The organism is Rahnella sp. R3(2024), assembly GCF_042920125.1.
GTDB classification, from domain to species: domain Bacteria; phylum Pseudomonadota; class Gammaproteobacteria; order Enterobacterales; family Enterobacteriaceae; genus Rahnella; species Rahnella rivi.
The window spans coordinates 918542-935228 of record NZ_JBHGBU010000001.1; the positions used below are offsets into that span (position 1 = coordinate 918542).

The 16687-nt window shown below is 54.5% G+C and carries 15 protein-coding genes, 4 tRNA genes and 1 other RNA gene; 12 read left to right on the top strand and 8 right to left on the bottom strand.

Annotated elements, in window-relative coordinates; genetic code table 11:
- Window positions 1–233 precede the first annotated feature (233 nt).
- Entirely contained in the window at window positions 234–1025 is a 792-nt protein-coding gene (locus tag ABSH60_RS03975; protein WP_056774127.1) for a formate/nitrite transporter family protein, read from the top strand.
- A gap of 88 nt (window positions 1026–1113) precedes the next feature.
- Here the strand turns inward: ABSH60_RS03975 and gltX are convergent, their stop codons facing one another.
- Entirely contained in the window at window positions 1114–2532 is a 1419-nt protein-coding gene (gene gltX, locus ABSH60_RS03980) for a glutamate--tRNA ligase (protein ID WP_056774124.1), read from the bottom strand.
- A 263-nt stretch (window positions 2533–2795) separates the two neighbouring features.
- On the opposite strand from gltX, the gene ABSH60_RS03985 reads away from it, so the two are divergent.
- The 5 genes from ABSH60_RS03985 (at window position 2796) to ABSH60_RS04005 (ending at window position 3363) form a co-directional block, all read left to right on the top strand.
- Window positions 2796–2871, top strand: a tRNA-Val gene (locus ABSH60_RS03985).
- Between the two features lie 44 nt (window positions 2872–2915).
- Window positions 2916–2991, top strand: a tRNA-Val gene (locus ABSH60_RS03990).
- A gap of 43 nt (window positions 2992–3034) precedes the next feature.
- Window positions 3035–3110: transfer RNA gene (locus tag ABSH60_RS03995), tRNA-Val, on the top strand.
- Window positions 3111–3117: 7 nt separating this feature from the next.
- Window positions 3118–3193 (top strand) — tRNA-Lys (locus ABSH60_RS04000).
- A 44-nt stretch (window positions 3194–3237) separates the two neighbouring features.
- Window positions 3238–3363, top strand: a non-coding RNA gene (locus tag ABSH60_RS04005) — RtT sRNA.
- Between the two features lie 101 nt (window positions 3364–3464).
- Here the strand turns inward: ABSH60_RS04005 and eutC are convergent.
- Genes eutC through eat form a run of 3 tightly spaced genes read right to left on the bottom strand, consistent with a single transcriptional unit; the run spans window position 3465 to window position 7100 of the window.
- Window positions 3465–4277 carry an ethanolamine ammonia-lyase subunit EutC gene (eutC, locus tag ABSH60_RS04010; protein ID WP_390972801.1) on the bottom strand — a complete coding sequence of 271 codons (813 nt, stop codon included), beginning with the start codon at window positions 4275–4277 and terminating at the stop codon, window positions 3465–3467.
- 9 nt (window positions 4278–4286) lie between these two features.
- Window positions 4287–5669, bottom strand: coding sequence for an ethanolamine ammonia-lyase subunit EutB (locus ABSH60_RS04015; protein ID WP_136376021.1), 1383 nt, complete (start codon window positions 5667–5669; stop codon window positions 4287–4289).
- A 21-nt stretch (window positions 5670–5690) separates the two neighbouring features.
- Entirely contained in the window at window positions 5691–7100 is a 1410-nt protein-coding gene (gene eat, locus ABSH60_RS04020; RefSeq protein ID WP_390972803.1) for an ethanolamine permease, read from the bottom strand.
- A gap of 269 nt (window positions 7101–7369) precedes the next feature.
- On the opposite strand from eat, the gene ABSH60_RS04025 reads away from it, so the two are divergent.
- Both ABSH60_RS04025 and ABSH60_RS04030 read left to right on the top strand, forming a co-directional pair.
- Window positions 7370–7918: a nucleotidyltransferase family protein gene (locus tag ABSH60_RS04025; protein ID WP_390975676.1), complete on the top strand. Its 549-nt coding sequence runs from the start codon at window positions 7370–7372 to the stop codon at window positions 7916–7918.
- 103 nt (window positions 7919–8021) lie between these two features.
- The gene (locus tag ABSH60_RS04030; protein WP_183847884.1) at window positions 8022–8363 is read left to right on the top strand and encodes a FlxA-like family protein; all 342 of its coding nucleotides are present in this window, start codon (window positions 8022–8024) and stop codon (window positions 8361–8363) included.
- 31 nt (window positions 8364–8394) lie between these two features.
- Here the strand turns inward: ABSH60_RS04030 and ABSH60_RS04035 are convergent, their stop codons facing one another.
- A complete protein-coding gene (locus ABSH60_RS04035) occupies window positions 8395–9321 on the bottom strand; it encodes a LysR family transcriptional regulator (RefSeq protein WP_122097468.1) in 927 nt (308 codons plus the stop codon).
- A 98-nt stretch (window positions 9322–9419) separates the two neighbouring features.
- On the opposite strand from ABSH60_RS04035, the gene ABSH60_RS04040 reads away from it, so the two are divergent.
- Entirely contained in the window at window positions 9420–10412 is a 993-nt protein-coding gene (locus tag ABSH60_RS04040) for a bile acid:sodium symporter (protein WP_390972806.1), read from the top strand.
- Window positions 10413–10462: 50 nt separating this feature from the next.
- Here the strand turns inward: ABSH60_RS04040 and ABSH60_RS04045 are convergent, their stop codons facing one another.
- The 3 genes from ABSH60_RS04045 to zipA form a co-directional block, all read right to left on the bottom strand.
- Window positions 10463–10705 carry a DUF3820 family protein gene (locus tag ABSH60_RS04045; RefSeq protein ID WP_056774102.1) on the bottom strand — a complete coding sequence of 81 codons (243 nt, stop codon included), beginning with the start codon at window positions 10703–10705 and terminating at the stop codon, window positions 10463–10465.
- A gap of 3 nt (window positions 10706–10708) precedes the next feature.
- Window positions 10709–12730, bottom strand: a complete 2022-nt coding sequence (gene ligA / locus ABSH60_RS04050; RefSeq protein ID WP_056774099.1) for an NAD-dependent DNA ligase LigA — start codon at window positions 12728–12730, stop codon at window positions 10709–10711.
- A 70-nt stretch (window positions 12731–12800) separates the two neighbouring features.
- The gene (gene zipA, locus ABSH60_RS04055; protein ID WP_122097465.1) at window positions 12801–13793 is read right to left on the bottom strand and encodes a cell division protein ZipA; all 993 of its coding nucleotides are present in this window, start codon (window positions 13791–13793) and stop codon (window positions 12801–12803) included.
- 223 nt (window positions 13794–14016) lie between these two features.
- On the opposite strand from zipA, the gene cysZ reads away from it, so the two are divergent.
- The 3 genes from cysZ to ptsH all read left to right on the top strand — a co-directional run bounded on the left by cysZ (window position 14017) and on the right by ptsH (window position 16660).
- Entirely contained in the window at window positions 14017–14802 is a 786-nt protein-coding gene (gene cysZ, locus ABSH60_RS04060; protein ID WP_136376017.1) for a sulfate transporter CysZ, read from the top strand.
- Between the two features lie 234 nt (window positions 14803–15036).
- Window positions 15037–16002 carry a cysteine synthase A gene (gene cysK / locus ABSH60_RS04065; RefSeq protein WP_056774087.1) on the top strand — a complete coding sequence of 322 codons (966 nt, stop codon included), beginning with the start codon at window positions 15037–15039 and terminating at the stop codon, window positions 16000–16002.
- A gap of 400 nt (window positions 16003–16402) precedes the next feature.
- The gene (gene ptsH / locus ABSH60_RS04070) at window positions 16403–16660 is read left to right on the top strand and encodes a phosphocarrier protein Hpr (RefSeq protein WP_003038086.1); all 258 of its coding nucleotides are present in this window, start codon (window positions 16403–16405) and stop codon (window positions 16658–16660) included.
- Window positions 16661–16687 lie beyond the last annotated feature (27 nt).

Below are 16687 nucleotides of genomic sequence, written 5' to 3' on the forward strand. Positions count from 1 at the left end.
GCAGGGAAATCCGCCCTGCCCTTAAACAAATTTTTAACAGGATGCGTTGTTTTACGATCGTCCCTCCAGCCCGCATTTTCACTAGCTTTATGATCGGCCAACACATTTTATTAACAAGCAGGTTTGAATGATTAATGAAATGTTAGCAGACTATTAAAATCGTCTTGTTTTGAGATAACTCTCAGAATAGACTGCTCGCGCAATAATCATAATCCATTACGACGAGCAATCTCATGTCCTTGTATTCACCTAAAGAAATCGCATCCATCGCTGTCTCGGCAGGCGTGACGAAAAGTCATTCCTCCGTGTTGAATTTGTTAATTTTGGGTTTCCTGGCGGGCGCATTCATCGCCACCGGCTTCCTGCTGGATCTGCATGTAATAGGGACGTTACCTGCATCCTGGGGCTCTTTCAGCAACTTACTGGGCGCCGCTGTATTCCCGGTAGGCATCATTCTGACTGTGTTAGCAGGGGGAGAACTGCTGACCGGTAACATGATGACCTTACCTATTGCCTGGTTCGCACGTCAGATCAGTCTGTTTGCCGTATTGCGTAACTGGTTCTGGGTCACGCTGGCCAACCTGTTAGGTAGCCTGGCGGTCGCGTACTTCTTCGGCCACGTGTTAGGGCTGACGGAAGGCGCATTCCTCAGCAAAACCGTCGCCACTGCCACCGCAAAAGTGAACGCTGACTTTATGCATGCCTTCATTTCAGGGATTGGCTGCAACTGGCTGGTGTGTCTGGCGATCTGGCTGGCATTCGCCAGTAAAGACGTCGGCGGCAAAGTGATCGGCATGTGGTTCCCGGTCATGGCATTCGTGGCAATCGGGTTCCAGCACGTGGTGGCGAACATGTTCATCGTGCCTGCGGCAATCTTTGCCGGCGCACTGAGCTGGTCCCAGTACTTCCCGAACTTCGTTGCCGTATTCCTCGGTAACGCCGTGGGCGGTGCAGGCTTTGTCGGTCTGATGTACTTCCTGGCTTATCGCCCGACGGTAGCGACACCGGCGACCGAACAACGTTAATTCAGGCGTTTTTCACGCGTCGGATTTATAAATAGAAAAAAGCCAGCCGGTTTCCCGCGCTGGCTTTTTTTATGACGAGCAGCTGTGATTACTGAGCTTGTGTTTCGCGCTCAGCAATAAAGGCTAACGCCATGTCGATACGTGCCAGCACACGGCTCTGGCCGATAGCGTGGACGGTTACGTCAACACCCGGTGACTGGCCTGCGCCTGTCACGGCGACACGCAGCGGCATACCGACTTTACCCATTCCGACTTCCAGCTCATCTGCCGTGCCCTGAATGGCATGGTGAATGTTTTCAGCCGTCCAGTCAGTGATGGCAGCCAGTTTCGCACGCACCACTTCCAGCGGCTGACGTGCCACCGGACGCAGGTGTTTCTTCGCTGCATCGGCATCAAACTCTGCAAAATCTTCGTAGAAGTAACGGCAAGATTCCGCCATCTCTTTCAGCGTCTTGCAGCGCTCACCCAGCAGGGTCACGATCTCAAACAGCTGCGGTCCGTTACGGGTTTCGATGCCAGCCTGCTCTACGTGCCACAGCAGATGGGTCGCCACGTACTGCGGATCCATCGCGTTGATGTAATGATGGTTTAGCCATTGCAGTTTTTCAGTGTTAAACGCGCTGGCAGATTTGCTGACGTTTTCCAGTGAGAACAGCGCTTTCATTTCGTCGCGGCTGAAGATTTCCTGATCACCGTGGGACCAGCCCAGACGCACCAGATAGTTCAGCAGCGCTTCAGGCAGATAACCATCGTCACGATACTGCATCACACCGACCGCACCGTGGCGTTTGGACAGTTTTTTACCGTCGTCACCCAGAATCATAGAAACGTGAGCATAAACCGGGACAGGCGCGCCCAGCGCTTTCAGGATGTTGATCTGACGCGGGGTGTTATTGATATGGTCTTCGCCACGGATAACGTGGGTGATTTCCATATCCCAGTCATCGACCACGACGCAGAAGTTATAAGTAGGAGAACCATCGGTACGGCGAATGATCAGATCATCGAGCTCATCATTGCTGAATTCGATCGGGCCACGGATCTGGTCATCAAAGATGACGGAACCTTCCTGAGGGTTACGAAAACGCACAACACACGGCTCATCAGCGGCGTGATGTTCATGGCTGTCACGGCAGCGGCCGTCATAACGCGGCTTTTCGTTATTCGCCATCTGGTGTTCACGCAGCGCTTCCAGACGCTCTTTAGAGCAATAGCATTTATACGCAGTACCGTTTTCCAGCATTTCGTCGATCACGCCGTTATAGCGGTCAAAACGTTTGGTCTGGAAATACGGGCCTTCATCCCAGTCCAGATTCAGCCAGTTCATGCCATCCATAATCGCGTCGATAGCTTCCTGAGTGGAACGCTCGAGATCGGTGTCTTCGATACGCAGCACAAACTCACCGCCAAGGTTGCGGGCAAAGAGCCAGGAATACAGTGCGGTACGGGCGCCGCCGACGTGCAGATAGCCGGTCGGGCTTGGGGCAAAACGGGTTTTGATTTTCATCCGGGTGCAACCTTAATCACGCAACGCCAAGAAACGCTGCTCTTAATTAACAAAAAGTGGCTGACATTCTACCACTCTGCCCTGATTCCTCAACGCTGATACAGGGTAAGGTCACCGGTTTAAGACCATGAATGCGTAAAGAATCGACTACGCGGGCGAGAAAGACGTCATGTTGTCTAAAAATAAGCCGAACGATCATTTTTGTTTTTAAAAAGCGTTGACGTAATTTCAAGTATCCCTATAATGCGACTCCATCACGACGGGGGCGATTAGCTCAGTTGGTAGAGCATCTCCTTTACACGGAGGGGGTCGGCGGTTCGAACCCGTCATCGCCCACCACTCTTAGAGTGGACGCGTTGTGATAGTAAGCAGGAATGAGAAATGGGCGATTAGCTCAGTTGGTAGAGCATCTCCTTTACACGGAGGGGGTCGGCGGTTCGAACCCGTCATCGCCCACCATTTCTCAGCAGTTTCTGACTTACGTTGTGGAGTACCCAGAAGTGGGCGATTAGCTCAGTTGGTAGAGCATCTCCTTTACACGGAGGGGGTCGGCGGTTCGAACCCGTCATCGCCCACCACTTCTGCGGGCCGTTAGCTCAGTTGGTAGAGCAGTTGACTTTTAATCAATTGGTCGCTGGTTCGAATCCAGCACGGCCCACCAATTCAGAGAAAAGCGCCTTTAGGCGCTTTTTTCGTTTCTGTACTCCGGAACTTAAACCGTGATGGAGGCGAACCAGCCGCTGGTTCGAGCCGAGCGCAGCGAGACGACAACGCGACAGCGTTGCCCGCAGGGTGAGGCCGGAGGCCGAATCAATCCAGCACGGCCCACCAATTCAGAGAAAAGCGCCTTCAGGCGCTTTTTTCGTTTCTGAACTCCGAAACTTAAACCGTGATGGAGGCGAACCAGCCGCTGGTTCTATTTTTTCCCTCCTCTACTCCAGCTTAAACATCGGCACGACTTTGTTGTGCAGCGCCGGGTTATCGCTCTCATCCTTCAGATTTACCCCCGACAATTTTCGCTGGAATGATTGTTCGAGCAGCCACGCCAGCTTAAAAGCTGCCTGCGGATAGTTCAGCCCTTCCGGACGCACGTTCGAAATACAATTTCTTTCTGATTCCAGCCTTTTGGTGTGCGGCCCCCAGGTCATGTAAATCCCCAGACTGTCCGGCGAGGATAAACCGGGGCGTTCACCAATCAGAATCGCCACCGCCTTCGCATTCATCGCCTGGGCAATATCATCGCCCAGCGCCACGCGCGACTGATGCGCCAGCACCACCGGTCCTAATGTCAGTTCCAGCGTGTTTAAATAAGGCAGCAATGCACGAATAAGCGGAACGGCCTGACGGTGCACCGCCTTTGAAGACAAACCGTCTGCCACAATCAGAACAACATCTGACGGCTTCACATTGAGGCTTTGCAGCGACTGACGGCTTTCTTCCGAAAGTTTACGCCCCAGATCGGGGCGGCACAGATAGGTGGCTCTGTCCGGTGCGGCGCTGGCGACGGTGAGCGTTTTCAGCCCGAGTTGCTGAAGTTCGGTTTCCAGCGATTCACTGTCAAAGGGTTGATGCACAGCGTCACGCGCCTGGGCGTGAGCTAAACCGAAACGCAGCAGTTCTTGTGTGGGTAAGCTTGAGCCGGTGCGCCCCAGTGCAATACGTGCGGCGGTAAACTGACGCAGCGTTTCCCACGGATTGTTGTGCACCAGCTGGATTTCCCCCGGTGCTTTCTCATTATGTGTCACAGGCTTCCCTCAGCTTAACTGCGGCAACTGACGCAGCAACGGATGCGACGCGCGGGCATCCTGCAAAATGCCCTGCGGATCGATGATGTTCATTTTCTCCAGCCAGACTGCAAATTCCGGCGCATGTTTCAGCCCCAGCAGTTCGCGGATATAGAGTGCATCGTGGAAAGAGGTGCTCTGATAATTGAGCATGATGTCGTCCGCGCCCGGTACGCCAATCAGGAATGTCAGCCCGGCGGTCCCCAGCAGCGTCAGCAGCGTGTCCATATCGTCCTGATCGGCTTCGGCGTGGTTGGTGTAACACACATCGCAGCCCAGCGGCACACCCAGCAGTTTTCCGCAAAAATGGTCCTCCAGCCCGGCACGAATGATTTGCTTGCCGTCATACAGATACTCCGGCCCGATAAAGCCGACCACCGTATTGATCAGCAGCGGTGAAAAACGCCGCGCGATGGCATAAGCCCGTGCCTCGCAGGTTTGCTGATCCATGCCGAAATGCGCATTGGCAGACAAACAGCTGCCCTGCCCGGTTTCGAAATACATCACGTTGTCGCCAAGCGTGCCGCGTTTCAGGCTGAGTGCCGCCTGTTGCGCTTCTTCCAGCAAAGCGAGATCGATACCAAAACCACTGTTAGCCGCTTGCGTACCCGCAATCGACTGAAACACCAGATCGACCGGCGCACCACGTTCCACCAGCTTGATGGTGTTGGTGACGTGTGTCAGCACGCAGGATTGCGTGGGAATCTCAAAGCGCGTGATGATGTCGTCGAGCATGTAATTGAGATTTTCCAGCAGCGGTAAACTGTCGCTGGCCGGATTGATGCCGATCACCGCATCGCCGGAACCGTACAGCAGGCCGTCGAGCATACTGGCGGCAATACCCTGTAAATTATCGGTCGGATGGTTCGGTTGCAGGCGCACGCTCATGTGTCCTGGCAGCCCGATGGTATTGCGAAACTGGGTGATCACGCGGCATTTTTTAGCGACCAGAATCAGATCCTGATTACGCATCAGTTTACTGACCGCCGCCGCCATTTCCGGGGTGATCCCCCAGGCGACCGCCGCCAGCACCGCGCTGTCGGTTTTTTCACTCAGCAGCCAGTCACGAAAATCGCCAACGGTGAGGTGTGAAATCGCGGCAAACGCCGCGACATCATGAGTATCAACAATCAGCCGCGTGACTTCGTCCTCTTCATAAGGCACCAGCAATTGTTGCAGGAAGGTTTTCAGCGGCACCTCGGCCAGTGCCATCTTCGCCGCCATGCGCTCTTCTGCGCTGGCCGCCGCCACTTCGGCAAGATAATCCCCCGATCGTGCGGGGGATGCTTTTGCCATCAGCTCGCGTAAATCTTTAAACCGGTAGCTGCGGTGGCTCAATGTGGTCTGAAACATAACGCTCCTTAGCGAACCGGGTTATTTGCCGATTTTGGCCGATGCCGGTCGCAATCCACGTAACTGCGGGTCTTCCGCTGCGTCACGGCGTGCCTGATGGGTGAGAAGGAACCAGGCGTAAGCCAGCAACATCATGGCGGCGAAGATTAAAAACAGCAGCGTGTTGTAATAGATCATAGCCCCCAGACAGACCACCGCCAGCACCAGTGCCAGCGCCGGAGCGAAAGGATAGAGCGGCGCACGAAACGGACGGATCAGGTTCGGCTCGCTGCGGCGAAGTTTAAACAGGGCTGCCATCGAAATGATATACATCACAATCGCCCCAAACACTGACATGGTGACGATATTTGCGGTCAAGGGCTGGCCGCCAATCACAATCAGAGAATCCGAGAAAATTGCCGCAATGCCCACCACGCCACCGGCAATAATGCCCAGATGCGGAGTCTGAAAACGGGCGTTCACCGTCGCCAGCCGTTTCGGTAAATACCCCGCGCGCGCCAGCGCAAAAATCTGGCGGGAATACCCCATAATGATGCCGTGGAATGACGCGATAAGCCCAAACAGCCCCAGCCACACCAGCATGTGCAGCCAGCCGCTGTCACTGCCGACAATCAGTTTCATCGCCTGCGGTAACGGGTCATTAATATTGGACAGCTTCGTCCAGTCGCCCACACCACCCGCAAACAGCATCACGCCGAGCGCCAGCACGGTGAGCGTCAGGATCCCGCCGATAAAGGCTTTCGGAATGGTTCGCTGCGGATCTTTCGCTTCTTCAGCGGCCATTGATGCGCCCTCAATGGCAAGAAAAAACCAGATCGCAAAAGGGATCGCTGCAAAAATACCGGAGAACGCCGCCGGGCTGAACGTATCGCTGCCCGCCCAGCCGCCGTGCATAAAGTTCGACATTTCAAAGCCAGGTGCCACCACGCCCATAAACACCAGCAATTCGAAAATCGCCAGCAGCGTGACCAGTAACTCGAAGGTTGCGGCAATGCTCACGCCAAGAATGTTGAGCACCATAAAGACGATATAGGCGCCAACCGCCACCCATTTGGGTTCGGTGGCAGGAAACTGTACGTTGAGATAGGCACCGATCGCCATCGCGATGGCGGGCGGCGCGAAGACGAACTCCACCAGCGTGGCGAATCCGGCGACAAATCCCCCGGTGGGGCCGAAGGCGCGGTAAGCGTAGGCAAAAGGCCCGCCGGCATGAGGAATGGAGGTGGTGAGTTCGGTAAAACTAAAGATAAAGGCGCAATACATCGCGGCAATCACCAGTGCGGTGATGAGAAAACCCAGAGTTCCTGCCTGAGCCCAGCCGTAACTCCAGCCAAAATACTCGCCGGAAATAACCAATCCGACGGCGATGCCCCAGAGTTTAAAACTGCCCAGCGTCCGCTTTAAAACGGGAGTGACTTTCGTGGTTTGCATGTGTGATCCCCTGCCCGGTGATAACTCAATTTTTGTTGGAAGCGAAAATGCCGCAGTGCTGCCCGGTCTTTCTGCCCACATCCGATCCTGCAAAGGCTGTACCACTTAAGCCATCCCGCGCCGAAGCGGCCTGACACCTTTCAGCCCGCCGTTTTGCTTCATTTTGGCGCGCCGGTGTGGCCGTAAAATCCGAAACGGTGCGTTGGAGTGCTGTCATGTAATCCGGCTACAATGGAGCGCCCCCTTCCGGAGACTGACGCGTGAAAGAGATGGAACAACGAATTATCACCTGGCTCGCAGAAGAGCCACTGCACCTGCGGGCGCTGACCGAGGTGCGTAAACTGGGGCTTAACGATGCCTGGCTGGCGGCTGGTTTTGTACGCAATCTGGTGTGGGATCGTCTGCACGGTTACGATCAGGCGACACCGCTCAACGACATCGATGTGGTGTATTTCAGTCCAGAGAATTGTTCGTCGCTGGAGGATCAACGCCTGGAACAGCGACTGCTACAGTCCTCACCCGACCTGCCCTGGTCTGTGAAGAATCAGGCGCGGATGCATCAGCGGCACGGGCACGCGCCATATACTTCCAGCGCACAGGCCATCAGTTACTGGGTTGAAGTGGAAACGGCGATTGGCGCACGGATGAACCCTGCCGGGCAGATCGAGCTCAATGCGCCACTCGGGCTTGAGGCCCTTTTTACGTTCACTATCACGCCCAATCCGCGTCATGCCATCCCTGCTGTCTTTGCCGAACGCATCAGCAGCAAAGGCTGGCTGACACGGTGGCCGGAACTTGTCGTGCAAGCGCCGCGCTGACACAGTAAGAAATCTGCGAAAACAATAAAGCCCTGCTCAGCGCCGCCGATAACGCTTAAGCACCCTTACGTGCAAAAAATTATCCACACTAAGCGAGGCTATTATGAGCACAATCAGTGCCACCGGCAGTTCGGTGAGTTCGTCCTCCAGCAGCGATGCGGGCAGCAGCAGCCAGATTGCGCAGCTGACAAAACAGATTCAGAAACTGACCGAGCAGGTCAAAAGTCTGAGCAGTTCAGGCGGCGATAAGGAACAGGTAAAACAACAGCAGGAACTGTTACAGCAACAAATCGAAATGCTGCAACAGCAAATTGCGGAGATCCAACAGCAGCAGGCCGATAAAGCTCTCGAGCAGGTACAAAAAGCCGAAGAAGCGTCTGAAATCAAAAAAGAAGAAGGCGTCAATAAGCCAACTGACACCAATGCCATTGATATCTACGTGTAACCGACGTTAGTCAGAAACAGCCAGCATGGTGTCAGGGTTTGAACATGCCCTGCTGGCTGCGTTTTTCACTCAGCAGTAAAGCCTGGTCTTTTACTACCTGCCAGATGGCCTGCGCGGCGGGAGACAGCGAGCGGTTTTTGCGTTTTGCCAGCATCAGCACGCGGTTAATTTCCGGCTCGAGCGGCCGGATAGCCAGCCTGCTCCCCTGTGGCACCGGCAGCGCCAGCGCCGGAAATACGCTGATGCCAATGCCTGCCTCCACCATCGGGAACAGCGTCGCGGTATGGCCGATCTCCTGAACGATTTCCGCCTTTACGCCCTGTGACTTCAGCGCTTTATCAATCAGCACGCGGCTGCCTGAAGCGTAATCCTGTAAGACCAGCTTGCAGCCGTTTAAGGCTTTCCACTTGATGGCGCTCTGGCTGGCAAACGGATGATCTTCAGGACACATCAACAAAAATGGCTCATTGAGTACCGGTTCGCAGTCGAGATCCGTACTGGCACCGGGGTCGATCACAATACCGAAATCCACTTCCGCATTACGTACGCTGTTGAGCACCAGTTGCTGCGCCTGATCGCGGAGTAAAATACGAATGTCGGGATAAAGCTGTTCGCCGCTGGCGATGCACTGAGGCATCAGTTGTGCGGAAATGGTCTGGCTGGATGCAATCCGCACGCGACCATTGTGCTGAGTGCCGAAACTTCGCGTATCAAGCAGCATCGCGTGCAACTCATCGAGCAGAGGCTCGGCACGGTTTGCGAGACGCCGCCCGGCATCGGTCAGCGCCACTTCCCGCGTGGTGCGATCCAGCAGCCGCACGCCCATCTCCCCTTCCAGCTCTTTCATGCTGTGACTGACTGCCGACTGGCTCAGGCCGATGGCTTCCCCTGCCCGGCTGAAGCTGCCATAGCGGGAAACGGCGACGAAAACGCGTAGCTGCCGGAGAGAATAATTCATGAATTTTCCGCATTAATGGATTAAATAAATCAATTTTTTAATTGTAACCCACAGGCTCAGAATAGCGGAACGATATGACCTCTTTCTGAGACACCACAATGCGTTTCTTACCCGACCGTTTCACCCTTACGTTGATCGCCACCGTGTTGCTAGCGACATTTCTCCCGGCAAGCGGCATGTTTGTCGCCTTTTTCAATAACCTGACGATTATCGCCATCGGCCTGCTGTTCTTTATGCACGGTGCCAAGCTGTCGCGTGAGGCGATATTTCAGGGCAGTAATAACTGGCGGCTGCATCTGTGGGTGATGTTCAGCACCTTTATCCTGTTCCCGGTGCTCGGTCTGCTGTTTCAGTGGTGGCATCCGGTAGACGTCAGCCCGCAGATTTACAGCGGTTTCGTTTATCTGTGCATTCTGCCTGCCACCGTGCAATCAGCGATCGCGTTCACCTCACTGGCTGGCGGTAACGTGGCAGCGGCGGTGTGCAGCGCCTCGGCATCAAGCCTGCTGGGGATTTTCGTTTCACCGTTGCTGGTGAGCCTGCTGATGCATGTGCAGGGCACCACCGGTAACGGGCTTGAGCAGGTCGGCCACATCGTGTTGCAACTGCTGGTACCCTTTATCGCCGGGCATTTGTTGCGCCCGCTGATTGGCGGGTTTGTTGAACGTCACCGTAAGATGATTGGCAAAACTGACCAGACCTCCATCCTGCTGGTGGTGTATACCGCCTTCAGTGAGGCGGTCACTCAGGGGATCTGGCATCAGGTCGGCATCGGTTCACTGCTGTTTATCGTGGTGTTCAGTGTGGTGCTGCTGGCCTTCATTCTGGTGATAAATACTTACATGGCACGCTGGATGGGATTCAGCAAACCGGATGAAATCACCATTGTGTTCTGCGGTTCGAAAAAAAGCCTGGCGAACGGGATCCCGATGGCCAACATTCTGTTCCCGGTCAGCGCGATTGGCATGATGGTGTTGCCTCTGATGATTTTCCATCAGGTTCAGCTGATGACCTGTGCGGTACTGGCGAAGAGATATCAGAAAAAACAGCAGGACATGGCGCAGAAGTCAGCGCAGATTACGGCATCGTAGAAACAACAAAGGCGCTGAAATCAGCGCCTTTGTTCATTTATTTCCTGACCTCAGTCGTCAGTTCCACCCAGACCCGGCCCGTTACGGCGCAGCGGGTTAATCAGACTTTGCAGCCCTTCGCTTTTGATTGTCAGCGTCAGTTGCATCAGCTCACCGAGTTTTCCCTGCGGAAATTCGTCTTTGCGGGCGAACCACAGCAAATATTCTTCCGGTAAGTCGATCAGCACCCGTCCGGCATATTTACCGAACGGCATCACCATATTGGCAATCTGGATCAGATCTTCTTTTTCCATCGCTTATTCACCCAGCAGGCGGATCATCTCCGCTTCATCGATAACCGCGATCCCAAGCTCCTGCGCTTTCGCAAGCTTGGATCCCGCCGCTTCACCGGCAATCACCAGATCGGTTTTCTTCGATACGCTGCCGGAGACTTTCGCGCCCAGCGCCGTCAGACGATCTTTGGCTTCATCACGGGAGAGGATCGAAAGCGATCCGGTCAGCACCACGGTTTTACCGGCGAAAGGACTGTCGATCTCTTCCGGTACGATCACCTGTACTTCCGGCCAGTGAATGTTGATTTCCGGGCTGAGCAGCTCGTCGATCACCTGCTGGTTATGCTCTTCCGACAGGAAATTCACCACGTGTTTCGCCACCACGTCACCGACATCCGGAACGGTTTTCAGGGATTCGATATCCGCCGCTTTCAGCGCTTCCACTGAGCCATAATGTGCAGCCAGATTGGACGCCGTCGCTTCGCCGACTTCGCGGATACCGAGCGCATACAGGAAACGCGCCAGCGTGGTTTCTTTGGCTTTCTCCAGCGCGCTGACCACATTCTGCGCGGATTTCGGCCCCATGCGATCCAGGCCGGTAAGTTTGCCCGCGGTCAGACGGAACAGATCCGCCGGATTTTTGACGTACTCTTTTTCCACCAGCTGATCGATAATTTTATCGCCCATGCCGTCAACGTCCAGCGCGCGGCGGGAAACGAAATGTTTCAGCGCCTCTTTGCGCTGTGCGCCACAGATAAGCCCGCCGGTACAACGGGCAACGGCTTCGCCTTCCACACGTTCAACGTCTGAATGACAGACCGGGCAGTGCGCCGGAAATACCACTTCGCGGGCATTTTCAGGGCGCTCTTCCATCACCACGCCAACAACCTGCGGGATGACATCACCGGCACGGCGAACGATAACTGTATCGCCAATGCGCAGGCCCAGACGCTCAATTTCATCGGCATTGTGCAGCGTCGCATTACTGACCATAACGCCCGCCACCAGCACCGGTTCCAGGCGCGCCACCGGCGTAATCGCACCGGTCCGGCCAACCTGGAATTCGACGTCTTTCACCAGCGTGATTTGCTCCTGCGCGGGGAATTTGAACGCCGTCGCCCAGCGCGGCGCACGCGCCACAAAGCCCAGCGTTTCCTGAATATCCAGTGAATCAATTTTGACAACGACGCCATCGATATCAAAGCCCAGCGCAGGGCGGTCAGCTTCGACCTGACGGTAAAACGCCACCACTTCGTCGCTGCCGGTGCAGACACGCACGCGATCGCTGACCGGCAGGCCCCAGGCTTTCAGCTGTTGCAGGCGTTCATAATGGCTGCGGGGTAATTCACCGCCGTCCAGCACACCTATGCCGTAGCAGAGAAACGTCAGAGGGCGTTTGGCCGTAATGCGCGGATCAAGCTGGCGCAGGGATCCCGCCGCCGCGTTACGCGGATTGGCGAACACCTTACCGCCGGTGCGACGCGCTTCTTCGTTCATCGCTTCAAAACCCGGTTGCGGCATAAACACTTCACCGCGCACTTCGAGACGCGCAGGAATATTGTCACCGTGCAGACGTAGCGGGATGGCGCGGATAGTGCGCACGTTGGCGGTGATGTTCTCGCCCGTGGTGCCGTCGCCGCGCGTGGCCGCCTGCACCAGTTCACCGTTCTCATACAACAGACTGACCGCCAGCCCGTCGAGTTTCAGTTCACAGCAGAAGGTCAGCGGTTCAGCCGTTTTCAGCCGATCCTGAACGCGCTTATAAAATGCCAGATAGCTCTCTTCATCGAAGACGTTATCCAGAGAAAGCATCGGTACCTGATGTTTAACCTGCCCGAATTCAGAAAGCGGCGCGGCACCGACGCGCTGCGTCGGTGAATCGGCGGTGACCAGATCAGGGTATGCCGTTTCCAGCTCGCGCAGTTCGCGCATCAGACGATCGTATTCGGCATCAGGCACTTCAGGGGCATCAAGAACGTGATACTGATATTCGTGATGGCGCAGCTGAGTGCGTAATTGGTGGATTTGTTCTTCGATAGTGGCCATGACTCACCGTGGAGATAAAAAACCCCCGCAAGCGGGGGTCAGGAGATAGGGGATGTCACAACCGCCTGAGTCAGGCAGTCGCCTCGAGGACCTCACGGATCCGCGCTTTATAGGTTTCGAGCTTCTGCGGCGTAATCATACGACGCTCATCGTCAAGCACCATCGCACCGACATCATCGGCAATGCGCTGGGCAGACTGCAACAGCAGTTTGAAGTTCTGATGCGCATCGCCAAAGCAAGGCACCATCATGAACAACGTAATTCCTGGTGTGGAGAAGTCGGACATATTGTCAGGGTCGAATGAACCCGGTTTGACCATATTTGCCAGACTGAACAACACCGGACCACTGCCCGCAGGGCTGACGTGACGATGGAAAATATTCATGGCACCAAACTGGAAGCCCGACTGAAGCACGCTGTTCAGCAACACTTCGCCGCCGATAACGCCGCCCTGATGTGCAGCAACGTGCAGCACCAGAACCGTCTCTTTCAGCTTCGCTTTTTCTGCCGGTGCATCTGGCTCAGCAGGCGCAAAAGCTGACGACTGAGGCTCTGCCTTCGCCGCAGGGGCTGCATCCGCATGAATCTCCTGCGGAGGAACCGGTGCCTGCGTTCTCACTGGTGCTGAAGGCGCAAAATCGACCGCAGGTTCGCGGCGGGATGCGACGTCAGGCTCAGCGGCAGAATAACCACTTAACAGCGGATCTTCCTGAACAGCAGTGTGTTGAGGCTGCGCGGGTTGCGGTTGACGAGCAGCAGGGGCTGGCGCTGGCTGCACAGGCTGAACCTGTGGCTGACGTGGCGGTGCAGCCTGTTCTGGCTCATCATACTGACCAAAAGTCGGTTCATCCTGAGGATAAGCAGGACGCACGCGCACTTCCCCCACTCCATCGACAAAATCGTCCGACGGAGACTGGTCCCGTTCTTTTTTCATTCGTTTAGCTGGACGATCACGAAACAGCGAAGAGCGTTCTTTACGGCTGGTCCACAAACCGTGCAATAACAACGCTATTATGGCGATCGCGCCAACAACGATTAATATCAGACGCAAATCCTGCATCATTGCTATCTCTGTTGTTCTAATTCATTGCCACCACGGCAAACATTCACATGTTTAACTCTATTTGCCCACGTAGATAAGTGCAAGTCTGGACTCTACTTTCTGCTAATAAACATGGTAGTCGCACCTTTTTTTGCTGTTTTTTCCGCCAATACGCGGCTAGCCAGTGGAAAATCATACCGATATGATAGTCCATGTCATTCAACTCAGAGAGAAAATTTCATCCATGACTTCATCACCAGGCGCCGGACAACACAATGGCGTGCATTATTTCAAACAGGGCTGGACGCTCATTTCCTTACCAGGGATCCGACGTTTTGTGATTTTGCCCCTCGCCGTCAACGTGATTTTGATGGGCGGAGCCTTCTGGTGGCTGTTCAGCAAACTGGGAGAATGGATCCCGGCGATGATGAGCCGCATTCCCGGCTGGCTCAGCTGGCTGGATTATCTGATCTGGCCGGTGGCGGTGATTTCCGTGGTGCTGGTGTTCAGCTATTTCTTCAGCACCCTGGCCAACCTGATTGCCGCGCCCTTCAGCGGCCTGCTTTCCGAACAACTTGAAGCGCGCCTGACCGGCAAAGCCCCACCGGATACCGGCATCTGGGACATCATGAAAGATCTGCCACGCATCATGAAACGCGAATGGCAGAAGCTGGCGTATTACCTGCCGCGTGCTTTGCTGCTTTTCGCACTGTATTTCATTCCGGTGATAGGTCAGACCGCGGCACCGGTGCTTTGGTTCCTGTTCAGCGCCTGGATGGTGGTGATCCAATACTGTGACTATCCTTTTGATAATCATAAAGTCAGTTTTGCCGATATGCGGCGGTCGCTCGGTAAAAACAAGATCGACAACATGCAGTTTGGCGCGCTGGTCAGCCTGTTTACCATGATACCGGTGCTGAATCTGGTGATCCTGCCGGTTGCCGTGTGCGGTGCGACGGCGATGTGGTGCGATCGTTACCGGGATCTGTATGTCCGAAACAACCGCGACGTCAATCCGACGCGTGGCTGAGCCGCGTCAGCACTTGTTTTAACAGCCTTTTATTTCAACAGCCGCCCTGCGCGGCTGTTCGCTTCACTTGACTTTTGCGCTTCAAACTTATTTCTTAATAACCTATCGATATACCAAATACCAAAAGCTTACTTCACTCGAAAAGCCGTTCGCGTATGCTTTTCTGATTCCCACTAATTTCAGAGTGTTGAAAGCTTCACACCGTGGATATTTCATACAGTTAAAGGACGGGTTATGAGCAAGATCTATGAAGACAATTCATTAACAATCGGCCATACGCCACTGGTTCGCCTGAACCGTATCGGTAATGGACGTATCCTGGCTAAGGTCGAGTCGCGTAACCCGAGCTTCAGTGTGAAGTGCCGTATCGGTGCCAACATGATTTGGGACGCCGAAAAACGCGGGATTTTGACCAAAGATATCGAACTGGTTGAACCTACCAGCGGCAACACGGGTATCGCTCTCGCATACGTCGCCGCCGCGCGCGGCTACAAACTGACGCTGACCATGCCTGAAACCATGAGCGTGGAACGCCGCAAGTTGCTCAAAGCCCTCGGTGCCAATCTGGTGCTGACCGAAGGCGCAAAAGGCATGAAAGGGGCGATCGCCAAAGCGGAAGAAATTCAGGCCAGCGATCCGCAGCGTTATCTGATCCTTCAGCAGTTCAGCAACCCGGCGAACCCGGCCATTCACGAACAAACCACCGGTCCTGAAATCTGGGAAGACACCGACGGCGACGTGGATGTACTGATTGCTGGCGTCGGCACTGGCGGTACCATCACCGGAACGGGCCGTTATCTGAAAAGCAAAAAAAGCAGCGTGACGCTGGTGGCCGTGGAGCCAACCGATTCCCCTGTTATCACCCAGACGCTTAACGGCGAAGAAGTGAAACCAGGCCCGCACAAAATCCAGGGCATTGGTGCAGGTTTTATTCCGGGAAATCTGGATTTAGAACTGCTGGACCGTGTGACGCTGATCACAAATGATGAATCCATTCAGATGGCACGCCGCCTGATGGAAGAAGAAGGGATTCTGGCCGGTATTTCTTCCGGTGCAGCCGTCGCCGCCGCAGTGAAATTATCTGAAGAAGCCGACTTTGCCGACAAAACTATCGTGGTGATTTTACCGTCTTCCGGTGAGCGCTATCTGAGTACCGCCTTATTTGCAGATTTGTTCACTGAAAAAGAATTGCAACAATAATGCCACATCCTTGAAATCGATTAAAAAAGCACCTTAACGGGTGCTTTTTTGTGGGCTGCGTCAAACTTTACACCACTCTGCCATTGATTTTACCCGCCAGGTTTAGTATTTAACCGGACAATTATTTCGGTGCGCGAAATTAATCGCTTCCACCCCGCCTCCCGCTGAATCGATTTACCGATTTGTTACAAGGGGGAAAAAGACGGCATAATGGGGTGATAACAGGAAAGCCTAGATCTAGGGCAAAGAGTTTTATCGCAGAGTGCGCTATTTTCTCTTTTCTGTTGCATCAGAACCTGCCCCTGAACCATAGTCAGGCGCGAATCTCTCAGGCCAAAGTGAAGCCAGTACGCTAAACTTTAGCTCCACAACATTACTTTAATAAGTTGGGGAAACAACAATGTTCCAGCAAGAAGTTACTATCACTGCACCTAATGGTCTGCACACTCGCCCGGCGGCACAATTCGTGAAAGAAGCGAAAGGTTTCACTTCTGACATCACCGTGACTTCAAACGGTAAAAGCGCCAGCGCTAAAAGTCTGTTTAAACTGCAAACTTTGGGCCTGACCCAAGGTACCGTTGTGACCCTCTCAGCTGAAGGTGAAGACGAGCAGAAAGCCGTTGAACACTTGGTAAAACTGATGGCAGAGCTCGAGTAACAACAGCCGCTCTTATATAGTTTAAAC